A 16,095-nucleotide genomic window follows, 5' to 3' on the forward strand; every position below is an offset into this window, starting at 1 on the left:
CGGTACCCCCCGCCCTGCGGCCACCCCCGCCCTGCACACCCGGGGGGGGGCCGCCTACCCCGGCTCCGGGGTTCCGCGGCCCCACTGTCGCGTGTGCGTGCGCCCGTACCGGCATCTACGGCGTTACGGACGCACGCACGGCTTCACGGGTCCCCGCCTCCAGCCCCCGGCCACCCCATCAGGACTCCGGGGCGGCGAGTGGCGGTCGACGGGCGGCCTACCAGGCCGTGGAGGCCGAGACCGACTTCTCGCCCGGCAACAGCACCCAGAGCGCCAGGTACAGCAGGAACTGGGGGCCGGGCAGCAGGCACGAGAGCAGGAACACGACCCGCATCGTGTTGGCGGAGGTGCCGAAGCGCCGTGCCAGCGCCGCGCACACCCCGCCGAGCATGCGTCCCTCACGGGGGCGGACCAGACCGGCCATGGTGGGCTCCTTCACGAGACCATCGGGGGAGCGCTTCCTGTCCGTGCTCCCGATGACTCCATGGTGCTCCGCCGGAAGGGATGAAACGTCGCTCTACGGGGCGATCCCGACCCTGGGAATCGTCGGGGTAGCCCCCTGAGGGGTCTCATCCCGCGCGACCGTCTCCGCGCGGGCCGTCGTCCCCCGCAGGGACGACTCGGCGCCGATGGCCTTCCGCCCGGCGGTACGGGGCCTCGTCGGTCCGCGCCGTACCGTACGGAACAGGTTCTCCCGCCGGTCCTGCCCGCCCCGTCCCTCCCGCCGCTCCCGCCGAGCCTCCCGTTCCCGGCGGAGCCTGGCCCGGCCCGCGGGCACCACCAGGAGATGCGCGAGCGCCACCCCGGCCGTGTTGAGCAGCAGGGAATCCACGTCGACGACGCGTCCCGGCACCACGGTCTGCGCCATCTCGATCCCGAGGGAGAGCAGCGCCCCCGCCGTGACCGTACGGGTCAGGGAGGCCCAGAAGGAAACGGCGATCCGGCCGTCCACCACCGGCAGCAGCACCCCGACCGGGGCGAGCAGCAGCAGCCCCTCACCGATCCGGCGGGCCGCCTCCGGAGGACCGAGGGCCAGATCGGCCCTGATCCCGGCGAACGGCGTCAGATTGGCCGCGTTCACCCACATGACGTCGAGGGGACGGAGCGTCACCCACCCCACCAGCGACAGATGTATGAGGAGGAGAACGAGCCCCGCCATACGGAAGCGGAAGACGGCGTTGCCGCCCGGACCTTGACGCACGCCCTCAGAGACGCCGTACGCCGGGACATCGGTTCCGGATGTGCGGGAGCAACGCGCGCATGAGACCGGCATCACCCACCGGCCGCTGCGGCGCGGTCCGTGGGCTCAGGGGGCGGTGCCCGTGCCCGGTGCCAGGGTCGGCAACTCGGCGTCCGGGTGGCGCTTGGTGTCCTGGTCGCAGCCGTACGTACGCGTCGCGTAGCTGCCGGGGCCGCCGAGCGCGACCCGGCCGTCCGTGGCCACGCCCTCCGCGAACGTGCAGACGATCTGGGCGAGCGCCGCCGCCGGCAGGTCCTCCGGCTGGCGGCTGAGCCGCAGCGCCCCCGCCGGGTCGCCGGCGTGCGCCGCCGAGACGACCAGCGGTCCCCGTACGGAGGTGGTGAAACCGGCCTCGCGCTCGGCGGTGGACGGCTCCGCCTGCAACTCGTCCAGCAGCGCCTGCGCGGCCCCCAGCCGGTCGCCGGCCGACCCGCCCGCCGGGATCCCGGCCGCGCGCTCGACCGAGGCGAGGCCGGAGGCGCACACCAGATAGACCCGGACCGGAACCCCGGACTCCGACTGGGTGATGACGTCCTTCCCGGCGATCTCGCACGGCATCCGCGACGGCGCGGGCCCGGCGTCCACCGGCACGGAGGTGGTCCTGATCCCGCAGCCGGCGGCGAGCGCGACGAGCGCCACGACACCGGCGAGGCGCCCGGCCGTACGGACGGCGAGCGGAGCCCGCGCGGCCGGCCGCACCCGGACGGATACCGGCCGCACCCGCACGGGCACCCGCGTACGGACGGCTATCGGGCCGGTGCCGCCGTGCCCCGCCCCGCCGCGTTCGACGGCCCCACCGCGTTCGGCCCCGTCCCGCCTGGTCCCGTCCTGCCCGGCCCCGTCCCGTCGGGTCCGGTTCCGTCCGGATCCGTCCTGCCCGGTCCCGCCGTGGCCGGTCCTGCTCCAGCGCCTCACGGTCTTTCGTCCGCCTCTCCCGGCTCCGTGTCCCCGCCCCGGGGGCCGCTGTCCGGTCCCGGCGCGCCGTCGCGCGGCAGCCGCAGCACGAACATCGCGCCGCCGTCCGGCACGTTCACCGCCGTGATGTCCCCGCCGTGGATGTGCGCGTTCTCCATCGCGATCGACAGCCCGAGCCCGCTGCCCTCCGAACGCGGCCGGGAGGCGCTCGCCTTGTAGAAGCGGTCGAAGACATGGGGCAGTACGTCCTCGGGGATCCCGGGGCCGTGGTCCCGTACCGAGATCACCAGCTCCTCGCCCTCGGTTCGCACCGCCACCCGTACCGGCGAACCGCCGTGCTTGAGCGCGTTGCCGATCAGATTCGCCAGGATCACGTCGAGCCGGCGCGGGTCGAGCCGGGCCACGATGCCGCGCGCGGCGTCCAGTTCCACCGCGTCCAGCCAGGCACGCGCGTCGATGCACGCCGTGACCTGGTCGGCCACGTCGACATCGTCCAGGACGAGACGGGCCGTACCCGCGTCGAAGCGGGTGACCTCCATCAGATTCTCGACCAGCACATTGAGCCGCCGCGTCTCGCTCACCACGAGCGTCACCGCGGGCGCGATCATCGGGTCGAGGCTGTCGGCCTCCTCCTCCAGGACCTCGGTGACGGCGGTGAGCGCGGTGAGCGGGGTACGCAGCTCGTGCGACATGTCGGCGACGAAGCGGCGGCTCGACTCCTCCCGCGCGCTCATGTCCGCGACCTTCTTCTGCAGGGACTCCGCGGCGTTGTTGAACGTACGCGACAGATCGGCCAGTTCGTCCGACCCCGACACCCGCAGCCGCGTCCCGAACTTGCCCTCGCCCAGCTGCCGCGCCGCCTCACCGAGCCGCTGCACCGGCTTGAGCACGGTCGTCGCGGCGGCCTGCGCGAGCAGCGCCGAGCCGATCAGCGCGAGCGTCGTGGCGATCCCCAGCGACCAGGCCAGCGAGTTGAGATCCGCCCGTTCCTGGTCGAGGGACTTGAACAGATAACCGGTGGGACCACCGCCGATGATCCGGGTGCCCCCCACCAGATACGGCGTGCCGCCGCGCTCGGTGCGCTGCCAGAACACGTGGTACGGGTACTTGTTGGACGCCGTGACCTTCTGCCGGTCGTTCACCGCGTCCTGGAGCGACTTCGGCACGTCGTCCATGGTGAACATGTCGGGGTCGGAGGCGCCGACGATCGGCTTCCCCTTGTCCCGCGCGGCGATCAGCACCACGCTGTAACCGGCGTTGTCGCCCGCCATGCGCTCGGCGGTGTTCTGCAGATCGCTCTGCCGCGGCCACAGCGGCAGTTCGGCGGCGCGGCTCTGCATCTCCTGCTGGAAGTCGTTGAGCGCCGAGTCCTGGGTACGGGTCAGCACGGCCTGGCGGTTGAGCCAGTACGCGATCCCCGACGCGGAGACGGCAGCGGTCAGCGCGACGGCACCGAAGACGATGACGAGCCGCAGCCGCAGACTGGTCCACCGGAGCCCGGCGAGGAACGCCTTCCTGGCCCGGCCGTCCTTGCCGCCGAGGCCGCGGCCCTTGCCGTCCTCGGCGCCGCGGCGCGGCGGGACGTACGGGTCGACGGGCTGGTCCGCGCAGGCCCGGTCCGTACACCCGGCTTCCGTACGCGCGGTTTCGGTACGCGCCTCGTCCGCACGCGCGGGACCGTCCTCGCCGGTGGCGTTGTTCTTCGACGGCGGGCCGGCGTCCGGCGGGCCGTCCCCCCTGGGTACGTCACTCACGAAGGCGCGTCCAGCCTGTAGCCCACCCCGCGCACCGTACGGATCAGCGTCGGCGAGGACGGTACGTCCTCCACCTTCGCGCGCAGCCGCTGCACGCACGCGTCCACCAGCCGCGAGTCACCGAGATAGTCGTGCTCCCACACCAGCCGCAGCAACTGCTGCCGCGACAGCGCCTGACCCGGCCGCCGGCTCAGCTCCAGCAGCAGCCGCAGCTCGGTCGGTGTGAGCTGAAGGTCCTCGCCGTTCTTGGTGACCGTCATCGCGGAACGGTCGATCACCAGGCTGCCGAACGTCGCGGAGTCCGTGGACTCCCGCTCGCCGCGCCGCAGGACCGCGCGGATCCGGGCGTCCAGCACCCGGCCCTGCACCGGTTTCACCACGTAGTCGTCCGCCCCCGACTCCAGCCCGACCACCACGTCGATGTCATCGCTGCGGGCGGTCAGCAGGATGATCGGCAACTGGTCGGTACGGCGGATGCGGCGGCAGACCTCGAAGCCGTCGATCCCGGGCAGCATCACGTCCAGCACGATCAGATCCGGCCGCTGCTCGCGGAGCAGTTTCAGGCCGTCCTCACCCGTCGCCGCGGTGGCCACCCGGTGGCCCTGGCGTGACAGGGAGAGTTCGAGGGCCGTGCGGATGGCGTCGTCGTCCTCGATCAGCAGCAGAAAAGGCACGGAGGTCATTCTGTCCCATGGGGGACCGGAGTTCGACCGTTGCGTGCCACTGGCCCCTGTGACACGGCTGTGACAGTCGGCGGACAGGTCCATGAAACTGCCCCGGCAAGCTCATTGCCACACGGAACGAAGCAGACTCCAACCGACGGGGGGCGCGGGATGAACGCACTGCACGGAACGACCTCAAGCGCAGTGGTCACGCGTCTTCACGACGTCAGCAGGAGCAACGAGAAGTCCGGCGCCGTGAACGGGCGGGGGTGCGTTCGCGGCGCCGGGCGTCAGCACAAGCCGTCGTACATGACGGTGGTTGACGCGCCCCAGGCGGGCAGCGGAGGAGTCGCGTACAGGGAGGCCACGGGGGCCACGGGGGAGCGGAAGGTTCCGGCGGGGACGGGGGACGCCGAAGCGGCGTTCACCGCCTACGTCCAGGAGCGCCGCGCCTCCCTGTACGCGACGGCCTACCACCTGACGGGGGACCGGTTCGAGGCCGAAGACCTGCTGCAGAGCGCGCTGTTCTCCACGTACCGGGCCTGGGACAGGATCAGCGACAAGGCGGCGGTCGGGGGCTACCTCCGCCGCACCATGACCAATCTGCACATCAGCGCCTGGCGCAGGCGCAAGCTCAACGAGTACCCGACGGAGGAGCTGCCGGAGACGGCGGGCGACACGGACGCGATGCGCGGCACGGAGCTGCGCGCCGTGCTCTGGCAGGCGCTCGCCCGGCTGCCCGAACTCCAGCGGACGATGCTCGTCCTGCGCTACTACGAGGGCCGCACCGATCCGGAGATCGCGGACATCCTCGACATCAGTGTCGGCACGGTGAAGTCGAGCATCTGGCGGTCGCTCCGCCGGCTGCGTGAGGACGAGGTCCTCAGCTTCGGCCGTGACGAGGAAGAGTCCTTCGGCGAACTCGTCGCCTGAGGGCAAGTGGGGGGAACACGGGGGATACGGGGGGACCGTCGTTTCGGGGGAGACGGCGGTAGCAGGGGGGGAAATCCGGGGGATTCGGGGGGAGAACCCGGAGAAACAAGGGGAAATCACGGGGGATACGGGGGATATGGGGGGAGCGTAAAAGCCGCGGGGGAACTGCGGCGCTCCGGGGGAGCACGAAAAAGGAAGCGGGACCGTACGGGCTGGGGGGCCGGTACGGCCCCGCTTTCGCGTGCGTACGGCCCCGCTTCCGTGCGCTCCCGGCCCCGTGCGGCCCCGTTCGCGCCGGTGCGTCAGGTGGGGTTGCCGGTACGGCCCGCCGCGGAGGTGGACTCCGCCGCGCGCCCGGTGTCCCGTTCGCCGCGGGGTGTGAGACGCGGCGCGAGGCCCCCGGCGGCCGAGGCGGCGATCCGGCCCAGCGCCTCCCTCTTGTCGCACGGATGCGCGCCCAGCGCCGCCTGCCGGCCGACGATCGCGCGCTCGGCCCGCATCAGCCGCCAGCCGCGCCGCAGCAGGAACGGCACCGACTTCCGCCCCTCGCGCAGATCGCGCGCGAGCCGCCGCCGGAACGTCGTCGAGGGACGGCCCCGCAGACAGAGCGCGTCGGCCATGACCCCCAACTCCCGGCAGCGCGCGACGATGTCCGCGGCGAAGATGCCCTCCGCGAGGAAGAGCGGGGCGCGCCCGACGTCCAGTGCCTCCGCGTCCACCCGCGAACTCGTCGCGATGGAGTAGACGGGAACGGTCGTACGGCCCGTACGGCACAGCTCGACGATCGCCGCGACCGCCGCGTCCGCGTCCCAGGACCGTACGGAGTCCCAGTCGATGTCCGCGCTGCCGGGCACCAGGGGCAGCGTCGGGTCGTCGCCCTCCTTGTAGAAGTCGTCGAGGCGCAGTACGGGCAGCCCCGTACGGGCGGCGAGAGACGACTTTCCGGAGCCGGACGGCCCCGCGAGCAGCACGACTCGGGTCGGAAGGGTGGGAGAGCTCACGGGACACCAGTGTGCGGCATCCGTCCGCGCGGTGAACCCCTGGGGGCGATCAGGCGAGTTCCAGCGGTCGATTTGGCGGGTTATTGGCATCACACCCTCCACCTCGACTACGCTGAGTGCCCGTTCGGTCACTCAAACCGTTCGCGTTCCTCGTCACCATCGACCCGGCTTGAACGCCCCGGCCAGGCAGGACATCCCATGGCACGTCACGCACTTCCTCCCGCCCGGCGCCGCACCCTGCTGCGCGCCGGCCTGACTCTCTCGGTGGCGGGCGCGGCCCTCGGCCTGGGCGGCGCGGCGGCCCACGCGGCCCCGGCGCCCGCGCCCACCTCCTCGTCCGACACGGAGGCGCAGCTCGCCGCATCGGGGCAGGCGGCGGGCCAGGCCCTCACCGGCGCACTCGGCTACGCGGCGGCGGGCGCCCTGAACCCGGTCACGAACCTCAAGCTCAACCCCCTGGCCGGCACGGGCGTGGACCCGCTGGACAACGCGCTGGGCACCCAGGTGGCCGACTTCAAGCCGGTCTCCACGGCCGCGCTCACCGACCCGCTGACCAAGGGAAGCGGAGCGCTCAAGGACATGCCGCTGGTGGGCCAGGTGGTGGGGCTGCTGCCGCGGTGAGCGGTGTCAGGGGGTGCGGCCGAGATGGGTGACAAGGATTCGGATGACTCCCTCGTCGATCACGTACAGGACTCGGTAGTTGCCGATGTGTAAGCGTCGTTCATCGGCCGATCAGTACGCGAATGAGCCGCTCGGGCATGGGTCTGCCGCGAGCGAATCCACAGCCTCGTACATGGCGGAGGGCCCGACCGGGTCGTCCTTGAGGAAGCGGAGAGCCGCGTTCGTCGCACGCGGCTCCCAGATGATCTCGTAGGTCACTTGTCCAGCCCCAGCATCTGCCGGACTTCGGCGTGCGGGATGCCTGGCTTCAGCGTCCCGCGCTCCTTCCCCAACCGGTACTCGGCCAGGGCGAGCGAGTCCTCCAGATCCGCGAGATCCTGCGGGTTGATCAGTATGGCCGCGACGTGTCCGTGGTCTGTGATGGCGATCCGTTCGCGAGAGTGAGCCACCCGGCGCACCAGCGTGCCCAAGTTGGCGCGAGCCTCAGTCATGGCATACCTGTCAGTCATGTGCAGAAGAGTGCGACTCTGCCAAGTTCTGTGCATCAAGGAAGCCCTGTTTCCACTCGAACGAGGGAGAACAGGGCTTCCACGCTGACGGGTCAGTACGCCGAGCCCGACGCGCCCAGGCTGCCCGTCGGGTGCCAGACCGTCTTCGTCTCCAGGAAGGCCGTCAGCCGGTGCGTGCCCGGGGCGGCCGTCCAGGCTGCTGTGTCTGTGGGTTCCGCGGCACGGGGGCGTCGTACGCGCTTGAGGTTGTCCGCCGCGGCGATCTCCAGCTCCTTGGCGAGCGACTCGTCCGCGCCCGTCAGGTCGATCCCGTTGACGTCCTGGTGCGCGGCGAGCGATGGAGCGATCTCCGCCGTACGGCCCGAGAGGATGTTGACCACCCCGCCCGGCACGTCGGACGTGGCCAGCACCTCGCCCAGCGAGAGCGCGGGCAGCGGAGACGTCTCGCTCGCCACGACGACCGCCGTGTTGCCCGTCGCGATGACCGGTGCGATCACCGAGACCAGCCCCAGGAACGACGACTCGCGCGGGGCCAGGACCGCGACGACACCGCTCGGCTCGGGCGTGGAGAGGTTGAAGAACGGCCCCGCGACCGGGTTCGCTCCGCCCGCGATCTGGGCGATCTTGTCCGTCCACCCCGCGTACCAGACCCAGCGGTCGACCGCCGCGTCCACCACGGCCGCCGCCTTCGGCTTCGACAGGCCCTCGGCCTCCGCCACCTCCCGTACGAACTGCTCCCGGCGGCCCTCCAGCATCTCGGCGACGCGGTAGAGGACCTGGCCCCGGTTGTACGCCGTCGCGCCCGACCAGCCGCCGAACGCCTTGCGGGCCGCCACGACCGCGTCCCGGGCGTCCTTGCGGGAGGACAGCGGGGCGTTGGCCAGCCAGGCGCCCTTTGTGTCGGTCACTTCGTACACCCGACCGCTCTCGCTCCGGGGGAACTTGCCCCCCACGTACAGCTTGTAGGTCTTGAAGACGTTCAGTCGGCCGGTGCCGGCGCCGGTGGATTCCTTAGACATCGAGGTACGCCTCCAGGCCGTGGCGACCGCCCTCGCGGCCGTAACCCGACTCCTTGTAGCCGCCGAAGGGCGAGGTCGGGTCGAACTTGTTGAACGTGTTGGCCCAGACGACACCCGCCCGGAGCTTGTTCGCGACCGCGAGGATCCGCGAGCCCTTCTCCGTCCAGATGCCCGCCGACAGGCCGTACTGCGTGTTGTTGGCCTTGGCCACGGCCTCGTCGGGCGTACGGAACGTCAGCACCGACAGCACCGGGCCGAAGATCTCGTCCCGCGCGATCGTGTGCGCCTGCGTGACGTTGGTGAAGAGCGTCGGCGCGAACCAGTAGCCGGCGGACGGCAGTTCGCACGCGGGCGACCAGCGCTCCGCGCCCTCCGCCTCGCCCGTCTCGGCCAGCGCCCGGATCCGGGCGAGCTGCTCGGCGGAGTTGATCGCGCCGAGATCGGTGTTCTTGTCCAGCGGGTCGCCCACGCGCAGGGTGGACAGCCGGCGCTTCAGCGCGTCCAGCACCTCGTCGTGGACGGACTCCTGGACGAGCAGCCGCGAGCCCGCGCAGCAGACCTGCCCCTGGTTGAAGAAGATGCCCGTGACGATGCCTTCGACGGCCTGGTCGACCGGGGCGTCGTCGAAGACGATGTTCGCGCCCTTGCCGCCCAGTTCGAGCGTGGCCCTCTTCCCCGTACCGGCGATCTCGCGGGCGATGGCCTTGCCGACGGCGGTCGAACCGGTGAACGCGACCTTGTCGATGCCCGGGTGCCCGACGAGCGCCGCGCCCGTCGTGCCGTCGCCGGTGACGATGTTGACGACGCCCTTGGGGAGCCCTGCCTGGCGGCAGATGTCCGCGAAGAAGAGCGCGGAGAGCGGGGTCGTCTCGGCGGGCTTCAGCACCACCGTGTTGCCGGTGGCGAGCGCCGGGGCGATCTTCCACGCGAGCATGAGGAGCGGGAAGTTCCAGGGGATGACCTGCCCGGCGACCCCGAGCGGGCGCGGGTCGGCGCCGTAGCCCGCGTGGTCGAGCTTGTCGGCCCAGCCCGCGTAGTAGAAGAAGTGCGCGGCGACCAGCGGGAGGTCCGCGTCGCGCGTCTCCTTGATCGGCTTGCCGTTGTCGAGGGTTTCCAGCACGGCCAGCTCGCGCGAGCGCTCCTGGATGATCCGCGCGATACGGAAGAGGTACTTGGCCCGCTCGGCGCCGGGCAGGGCGGACCACTTCTCGAACGCCTTGCGGGCGGCGCGTACGGCGCGGTCGACGTCGTCGGCACCGGCCTGGGCGACCTCGGACAGGACCTCCTCGGTGGACGGGCTGACGGTCTTGAAGACCTTGCCGTCGGCCGCCTCGCCGAACTCGCCGTCGATGAACAGCCCGTAGGAGGGCGCGATGTCGACGACCGAGCGGGACTCGGGGGCGGGCGCGTACGTGAAGGGGTGCGCCGGGGTGGTGCGGGACGTGCTCTCGGGTGTGCTCTGTGATGCCATCTCTGCCTCAGTCCACCGTGACGTAATCGGGGCCGGAGTACCGGCCGGTGCTGAGCTTCTGACGCTGCATCAGCAGGTCGTTCAGCAGGCTGGAGGCGCCGAAGCGGAACCAGTGGTTGTCCAGCCAGTCCGCGCCCACGGTCTCGTTGACCAGCACCAGGAACTTGACCGCGTCCTTCGTGGAGCGGATGCCGCCCGCGGGCTTCACCCCGACCTGTGTGCCGGTCTGCGCGCGGAAGTCGCGTACGGCCTCCAGCATCAGGAGGGTGTTGGCGGGGGTGGCGTTGACCCCGACCTTGCCGGTCGACGTCTTGATGAAGTCCGCGCCCGCGAGCATGCCGAGCCAGGAGGCGCGGCGGATGTTGTCGTACGTGGACAGCTCGCCGGTCTCGAAGATCACCTTGAGCCGGGCGGTGCCCGCCGCCTCCTTGACGGCGCGGATCTCCTCGTACACCTTCAGGAAGTGCCCCGCGAGGAACGCGCCGCGATCGATGACCATGTCGATCTCGTCGGCGCCCGCGGCCACGGCGTCGCGCGTGTCGGCGAGCTTCACGCCGAGCGCGGCGCGGCCGGCCGGGAAGGCGGTGGCGACGGAGGCGACCTTCACCCCGGAGCCGGCGAGCGCGGCGACCGCGGTCTCCGCCATGTCCGGGTAGACGCAGACGGCGGCCGTCGCGGGGGTCGTACGGTCGGTCGGATCGGGTCGTACGGCCTTGGCGGCGAGCGCCCGGACCTTGCCCGGGGTGTCCGCGCCTTCGAGCGTCGTCAGGTCGATCATGGAGATCGCCAGGTCGATGGCGTACGCCTTGGCCGTGGTCTTGATCGAACGCGTGCCGAGCGCCGCGGCGCGGGCCTCCAGGCCGACGGCGTCGACGCCGGGCAGCCCGTGGAGGAAGCGGCGCAGTGTGCTGTCGGACGCGGTCACGTCAGCGAATGCGGGGGTGATGGTGGGCATGGTCACCAGATGAGCATATCTACGCGCGTAGCGACCTGTACAGGGGGTGTGAGGTTCTCGGGGCGGGCCGTTCCCGAGCTGTGACCCGCGCGGGGACGGCTGCCGCCACTGCCGGAGGCGTACGGCAGAATCGGAGGTATGACGAGCCCTGCCCCCGACCACGACTCCTCCGCGTCCGGCCCCGGCGCCGAGTCCGGGTCCGAGCCTGCGACCGGGCCCGAGCCCGCCGAGCCCGGCTACGCCGACCGGGTCTTCCGGTCGGGGGGCGGGATCGTGGGCGGTGGCCTGCTGCTCGCGATCGTCCTGTGGATCGGCGTCGACGCGCTGGTGCGGGGCACGGGCCGCACCCCGTGGCTGGCGCTCGCCGGGATGCTCTGCGCCGTACCGCTGATCGTCGCGTTCAGCCTGCGCCCGGCGGTCTTCGCGGGCGCGGACCGGCTCCGGATCAGGAACCCGTTCCGGACGATCGTCCTGCCGTGGGGGTCGGTCACGGACATACGGGCCTCGTACTCGTGCGAGGCGTTCACGCGGGACAGCGGAAAGTTCCAGCTCTGGGCGGTCCCGGTCTCCCTCCGCCAGCGCAAGCGCGCCGCCCGTCAGCAGACCCGCAGGGCGGGCGACGACCCGCACGGCAGGACCTCGGTCCACGCCGACGTCACGGACTCCCAGGCCAGGATGGCCACGGCGGACCGCACCACCGCCGACCTCCGGGACCTGGCGGAGCGCTCCGCCTCCCGTGCCACCGCCCAGGGCGACCCGGTGGTCCGCTGGGCCTACGAGGTCATCGCCCCGGCGGCGGCGGGGTTCGTCGTCCTGCTGGTCCTGCTGCTGGTGGGGTGAGGGGCGCTCCGGACGGCGCGGCGGCGCGACCGGTTCACCCGGCCCGGTAGCGCGTGGCGAGTTCGGGGCTCTGGGCTCCGAAGGCGGCCAGGTCGGCCGCGAAGACGGCGTCGAGGAGACGCGCGTCCTCCACACCGGGGGCGCAGACCACTTCGCCCAGCTCCAGGCCGCGCAGTCCGGCGGTGACGACGTCGTCGGCGGTCATCCGGGGGACGACGCTCATGTCCAGGCCCTGGCGCTCATGGAACTCGGTGGCGACCACACCGGGGCACAGGACCTCGACCTGGACGCCCGTTCCTTCGAGTTCCGCGCTCAGGGTCTGGGACATGGCGACCAGATGGGCCAGGGTCCCCGCGTAGACGGCGCGGCGGGGCATCTGGGAGTGCGGGGCGGGACCACTGAACGCGATCATGCCGGCCACGTTGATGATGGCGCCCCGGCCCCGGTCGCGCATGCCCGCCACGGCGGCGCGGCTGATCATGGTGGGGGCGAGGACCTTGACGTTGATCAGTTCACGGGCCTTGGCGGCGGGCAGATCGGCGAGCGGCATGTAGTGGGCGACGCCCGCGTTGTTCACCAACAGGGTCAGGGGCTCGTCGGCGCAGATCCGGGCGACGGCGTCGATGCCCTCGTCGGTGGACAGATCGGCCGGGACGGTACGGACCTCGGTCCCGGGACGGGCGGCGGCGAACTCTTCGAGCCGCTCCCGCCGACGTCCCACGATCACGAGGTCGTAGCCGTCGGCGGCCAGGCGCTCGGCGAAGGCCCTGCCGATCCCCGAGGTGGCGCCGGTGACGAGTGCGAGCTTGCTCATGCGGGGTGTTTCCTGTCGGTGTCGGTGTCGGTGTCGGTGTCGGTGTCGGGGTGCCGGGGTGCCGGGTGCCGGTGGTCGGTGGTCGGCTCGGGCGAGCCGCCCCTGGCTCCCCCGGCTCGCCCTGCTCGTCCGGCTACCAGGGCAGCTCACCCGTCTTCTCCTGGAAGGTACCGGTGGGGCCGTCCTCGCCGATGGTCGCGAGACGCACGATGACCTCGGCGCCCTCCGCGACCGGCTGGCCCGCGACGTTGCCGGTCAGATCGGTCGAGGTGTAGCCGGGCTCGACGGCGTTGAACTTGATCTCCGGCACGGCCTTGGCGTATTGGACCGTGAGCATCGAGACCGCCGCCTTCGTCGCCGCGTAGACGACGAACGGGCTCCGCGACTCGTGGCGCTCCGGGCTGGTGACCGCCCAGAACGAGCCGAGACCGCTGGAGACGTTCACGACGACCGGGTTCCCGGACCGGCGCAGCAGAGGCAGCGCGGCCTGGGTGACGCGGATGACGCCGACGGCGTTGGTGTCGAACTCCGCGAGCGCGCCCGCCCCGGTGAGCGCGTCGACATCGAGCGCGGGGTTCGCGACGCCCGCGTTGTTGACGAGGACGTCGAGGTGGCCCTCGCGTTCCTCGATCACCCGCAGGGCGGCCGCCACGGACGCGTCGTCGGTGACGTCGAGCCGTACGAAGCGCCCACCGAGTTCGGCCGCCGCCGCCTCACCGCGCTCGGCGCTCCGCGCGCCGATGTAGACGGTGTGGCCCCGCGCGATCAACTGGCGGGCGGTCTCGCGCCCGAGCCCCTTGTTGGCCCCGGTGATGAGTGTGGTGGTCATGTCTCCACGATGCGGGGGAGCGGCGAGGTCAGCCAGCGGTCCCGTTTCCCTGGGCTTGGGGGCGGGCCCGGTGAACAACACGCCACCGGATATGTCCGTTACCCCTCGGTCCGAACCCGCACGTCAAGCAGGGGCTCTGCCAGGACAGGCCAGGCCAAGCCCGGCCGAGCGTGGAGTGCTCGGTCGGCGGTGGGTCGGTAGCCTGCGGGCATGACCGGTCATGCGGAGCGCCCGCTGCTCTTCCTGGACGTCGACGGAACGCTCCTGCCCTATGGCGGAGCGCGGCTGCCGGCAGCCCGGGAGGAGTGGGACGGCTGGCAGGACGCGTCGAACCCGCAGTTGGCGAAGATCGACCCCACGCACGGGCCGCTTCTGCTGGCGTTGCCCTGTGTTCTGATGTGGGCCACCGCCTGGATGCACGATGCCAACGAGGTGATAGCCCCGCTGCTCGGGCTGCCCCAGTTGCCGGTGGCGGAGTTGCCGGACGCCCCGGAGGAGGACGTGGTGCGCGGGGTGCACTGGAAGACCCGGGCGCTCGTCGGAGCTGCGGCGGGGCGGCCGTTCATCTGGGTCGACGACGAGATCACCGGCGCTGATCGGGCCTGGGTGTCGGCGCACCACCACGGGCCCGCACTCCTCCACCGCGTGGATTCCCTGACCGGCCTCGCCGCGACGGACATCGCCGTGTTCGACGACTGGCTGAAGCGTGAGGCGGGGGCCCCGCCCGGCGGGTGGGCCGCCAGGTGAGCGGCGGCCGGGCGGTTGCGGGAAGAGTTGGTGGGCCCGGGTGGCCCGGGCCGCCGCGTGACGCGGTGGGGCGTCAGATGCCCGCCGCCTCCGCCAGCTCCCGCTTCAGGGCCTCCAGCAGTTCCGCCGCCGTCGTACGGGCCATCGGCAGCGCCGGCGCGTCGGCTACCGGGATCACCGCCTCCAGGTAGCACTTGAGCTTGGGCTCCGTGCCGCTCGGGCGGACGATGACGCGGGCCCGGTACGTGCCGTCCAGGTGGTAGCGCAGCCCGTCCGTCGGCGGGAGCGTGTCCGTGCCGGCGGACAGGTCCTCGGTGGTGGTGACGCGCAGCCCCGCCAGCTCGGCGGGCGGGTGCTCGCGCAGCCGGCGCATGGCGTCGGCGATCAGCGACAGGTCCTGGACGCGGACGGAGAGCTGGTCCGTGGCGTGCAGGCCGTGGGTGACGGCCAGGTCGTCCAGCAGGTCCGTGAGGGTACGGCCCGACTCCTTCAGCTCCGAGGCCAGTTCGGCCACCAGCAGCGCCGCCGTGATGCCGTCCTTGTCCCGTACGCCGTCGGGGTCGACGCAGTAGCCGAGCGCCTCCTCGTACCCGTACCGCAGCCCCTCGGCGCGCGCGATCCACTTGAAGCCGGTCAGCGTCTCCTCGTACCCCAGCCCCGCCGCCGCGGCGATCCGGCCGAGGAGGGAGGACGAGACGATCGACGCGGCGAACGTGCCCGTCGCGCCCTTCGCGACGAGGTGCGCGGCGAGCAGCGCGCCGACCTCGTCGCCGCGCAGCATCCGCCACCCCGCCCCGGCCGTCGCGTCGGGGACGGCCACGGCGCAGCGGTCCGCGTCCGGGTCGTTGGCGATGATCAGGTCGGGCCGGACCCGGCGCGCGGTCGCGAAGGCCAGGTCCATCGCCCCCGGCTCCTCCGGGTTCGGGAACGCGACCGTCGGGAAGGCCGGATCGGGCTCGGCCTGTTCCGGTACGGGGACGGGCGCGGGGAAGCCGGCGCGGGCGAAGGCCGCGAGGAGGGTCTCCGTACCGACGCCGTGCAGCGCCGTGTGGACGACGCGCGCGGTGCGCGGGGAACCGGGCGTGAGGACCGCGTCCGTACGGGCCAGGTACGCGGCCAGGATCTCGTCGCCGAGGACGTCCCAGCCGGACTCCGGGCGGGCCACCGTGTCCAGCGCGCCGACGGCGGCGATCCGGCCGGCGATCTCCGTGTCGGCGGGCGGCACGATCTGGGAGCCACCCGAGTCGCCGCCGAGGTAGACCTTGTAGCCGTTGTCCCTGGGCGGGTTGTGGCTCGCGGTGACCTCCACGCCGGCGACGGCGCCCAGGTGCCGTACGGCGAAGGCCAGCACGGGCGTGGGCAGCGGCCGGGGCAGCAGGGCGGCGCGCAGCCCCGCGCCGGTCATCACGGCCACGGTGTCCCGGGCGAAGTCGGCGGACTTGTAGCGGGCGTCGTACCCGACGACGACCAGGCCGTCCCCGTCGCCCCGCGCCGTCAGGTACGCGGCGAGGCCGGCCGCGGCGCGGATGACCACGGCGCGGTTCATCCGCATCGGCCCGGCGCCCAGTTCGCCGCGGAGCCCGGCGGTACCGAACTGGAGCGTTCCCGCGAACCGTTCCGCCAGGGCGTCGAGATCCCCGGCCTCAGCGCCTTTGATGAGTTCGCCCAGTTCCGCCCGGGTCTCGCCGTCGGGGTCCTCGGCCTGCCAGGTCTTGGCGCGGACGAGGAGGTCCTGAGGCGCGGGGTCCTGAGGCGCGTTCTGGTGCATGGGCCAGCTCCTGTGGG

At 72.3% G+C, this 16,095-nt stretch carries 17 protein-coding genes; 4 read left to right on the plus strand and 13 right to left on the minus strand.

Annotated features, from left to right (window positions below):
• Nucleotides 1-217 precede the first annotated feature (217 nt).
• The 5 genes from ACFTZC_RS17130 to afsQ1 form a co-directional block, all read right to left on the minus strand.
• The gene (locus ACFTZC_RS17130) at nt 218-424 is read right to left on the minus strand and encodes a PspC domain-containing protein (RefSeq protein WP_382890392.1); all 207 of its coding nucleotides are present in this window, start codon (nt 422-424) and stop codon (nt 218-220) included.
• A gap of 93 nt (nt 425-517) precedes the next feature.
• A complete protein-coding gene (locus ACFTZC_RS17135; protein ID WP_382890690.1) occupies nt 518-1,159 on the minus strand; it encodes a VanZ family protein in 642 nt (213 codons plus the stop codon).
• A 147-nt stretch (nt 1,160-1,306) separates the two neighbouring features.
• On the minus strand, nt 1,307-2,155 hold the full coding sequence (locus tag ACFTZC_RS17140; RefSeq protein WP_382890394.1) for a hypothetical protein: 849 nt from the start codon (nt 2,153-2,155) through the stop codon (nt 1,307-1,309).
• Nucleotides 2,152-3,909 carry an ATP-binding protein gene (locus ACFTZC_RS17145; RefSeq protein WP_382890396.1) on the minus strand — a complete coding sequence of 586 codons (1,758 nt, stop codon included), beginning with the start codon at nt 3,907-3,909 and terminating at the stop codon, nt 2,152-2,154. The genes ACFTZC_RS17140 and ACFTZC_RS17145 overlap by 4 nt, the downstream gene beginning before the upstream one ends.
• Complete coding sequence (gene afsQ1, locus ACFTZC_RS17150) at nt 3,906-4,583, minus strand: two-component system response regulator AfsQ1 (RefSeq protein ID WP_173476453.1); 678 nt, start codon at nt 4,581-4,583, stop codon at nt 3,906-3,908. Before afsQ1 ends, ACFTZC_RS17145 begins: the two co-directional genes overlap by 4 nt.
• Before the next feature lie 159 nt (nt 4,584-4,742).
• Between afsQ1 and ACFTZC_RS17155 the strand changes: the two genes are divergently transcribed.
• Nucleotides 4,743-5,504, plus strand: coding sequence for a SigE family RNA polymerase sigma factor (locus ACFTZC_RS17155; protein WP_365807712.1), 762 nt, complete (start codon nt 4,743-4,745; stop codon nt 5,502-5,504).
• Between the two features lie 302 nt (nt 5,505-5,806).
• Here ACFTZC_RS17155 and ACFTZC_RS17160 read toward each other — a convergent pair whose 3' ends face one another.
• The gene (locus ACFTZC_RS17160; RefSeq protein ID WP_382890399.1) at nt 5,807-6,505 is read right to left on the minus strand and encodes an ATP-binding protein; all 699 of its coding nucleotides are present in this window, start codon (nt 6,503-6,505) and stop codon (nt 5,807-5,809) included.
• 198 nt (nt 6,506-6,703) lie between these two features.
• Here ACFTZC_RS17160 and ACFTZC_RS17165 point away from each other — a divergent pair, with 198 nt between their 5' ends.
• A complete protein-coding gene (locus ACFTZC_RS17165) occupies nt 6,704-7,126 on the plus strand; it encodes a hypothetical protein (protein WP_382890401.1) in 423 nt (140 codons plus the stop codon).
• Between the two features lie 254 nt (nt 7,127-7,380).
• Here the strand turns inward: ACFTZC_RS17165 and ACFTZC_RS17170 are convergent, their stop codons facing one another.
• The 4 genes from ACFTZC_RS17170 to deoC all read right to left on the minus strand — a co-directional run bounded on the left by ACFTZC_RS17170 (nt 7,381) and on the right by deoC (nt 11,080).
• A complete protein-coding gene (locus ACFTZC_RS17170) occupies nt 7,381-7,617 on the minus strand; it encodes a type II toxin-antitoxin system Phd/YefM family antitoxin (protein WP_382890403.1) in 237 nt (78 codons plus the stop codon).
• Nucleotides 7,618-7,727: 110 nt separating this feature from the next.
• A complete protein-coding gene (locus tag ACFTZC_RS17175; protein WP_382890405.1) occupies nt 7,728-8,654 on the minus strand; it encodes an aldehyde dehydrogenase family protein in 927 nt (308 codons plus the stop codon).
• A complete protein-coding gene (locus ACFTZC_RS17180) occupies nt 8,647-10,125 on the minus strand; it encodes an aldehyde dehydrogenase family protein (protein ID WP_382890407.1) in 1,479 nt (492 codons plus the stop codon). The genes ACFTZC_RS17175 and ACFTZC_RS17180 overlap by 8 nt, the downstream gene beginning before the upstream one ends.
• Nucleotides 10,126-10,132: 7 nt before the next feature.
• On the minus strand, nt 10,133-11,080 hold the full coding sequence (gene deoC / locus ACFTZC_RS17185; protein WP_382890692.1) for a deoxyribose-phosphate aldolase: 948 nt from the start codon (nt 11,078-11,080) through the stop codon (nt 10,133-10,135).
• 138 nt (nt 11,081-11,218) lie between these two features.
• Here deoC and ACFTZC_RS17190 point away from each other — a divergent pair, with 138 nt between their 5' ends.
• The gene (locus ACFTZC_RS17190; protein ID WP_382890409.1) at nt 11,219-11,920 is read left to right on the plus strand and encodes a PH domain-containing protein; all 702 of its coding nucleotides are present in this window, start codon (nt 11,219-11,221) and stop codon (nt 11,918-11,920) included.
• Nucleotides 11,921-11,954: 34 nt separating this feature from the next.
• On the opposite strand, the gene ACFTZC_RS17195 is transcribed toward ACFTZC_RS17190, so the two are convergent.
• Together ACFTZC_RS17195 and ACFTZC_RS17200 are read right to left on the minus strand one after the other, a co-directional pair.
• Nucleotides 11,955-12,734, minus strand: a complete 780-nt coding sequence (locus ACFTZC_RS17195) for an SDR family NAD(P)-dependent oxidoreductase (RefSeq protein WP_382890411.1) — start codon at nt 12,732-12,734, stop codon at nt 11,955-11,957.
• Nucleotides 12,735-12,867: 133 nt separating this feature from the next.
• Nucleotides 12,868-13,563, minus strand: coding sequence for an SDR family NAD(P)-dependent oxidoreductase (locus tag ACFTZC_RS17200; protein WP_382890413.1), 696 nt, complete (start codon nt 13,561-13,563; stop codon nt 12,868-12,870).
• A 210-nt stretch (nt 13,564-13,773) separates the two neighbouring features.
• On the opposite strand from ACFTZC_RS17200, the gene ACFTZC_RS17205 reads away from it, so the two are divergent.
• A complete protein-coding gene (locus ACFTZC_RS17205; protein ID WP_382890415.1) occupies nt 13,774-14,310 on the plus strand; it encodes a hypothetical protein in 537 nt (178 codons plus the stop codon).
• Between the two features lie 73 nt (nt 14,311-14,383).
• Here the strand turns inward: ACFTZC_RS17205 and ACFTZC_RS17210 are convergent, their stop codons facing one another.
• Nucleotides 14,384-16,078, minus strand: coding sequence for a phospho-sugar mutase (locus ACFTZC_RS17210; RefSeq protein ID WP_382890417.1), 1,695 nt, complete (start codon nt 16,076-16,078; stop codon nt 14,384-14,386).
• Between the last annotated feature and the right edge of the window lie 17 nt (nt 16,079-16,095).

The organism is Streptomyces sp. NPDC056987 (assembly GCF_042673865.1).
Taxonomy (GTDB): Bacteria; Actinomycetota; Actinomycetes; order Streptomycetales; family Streptomycetaceae; genus Streptomyces.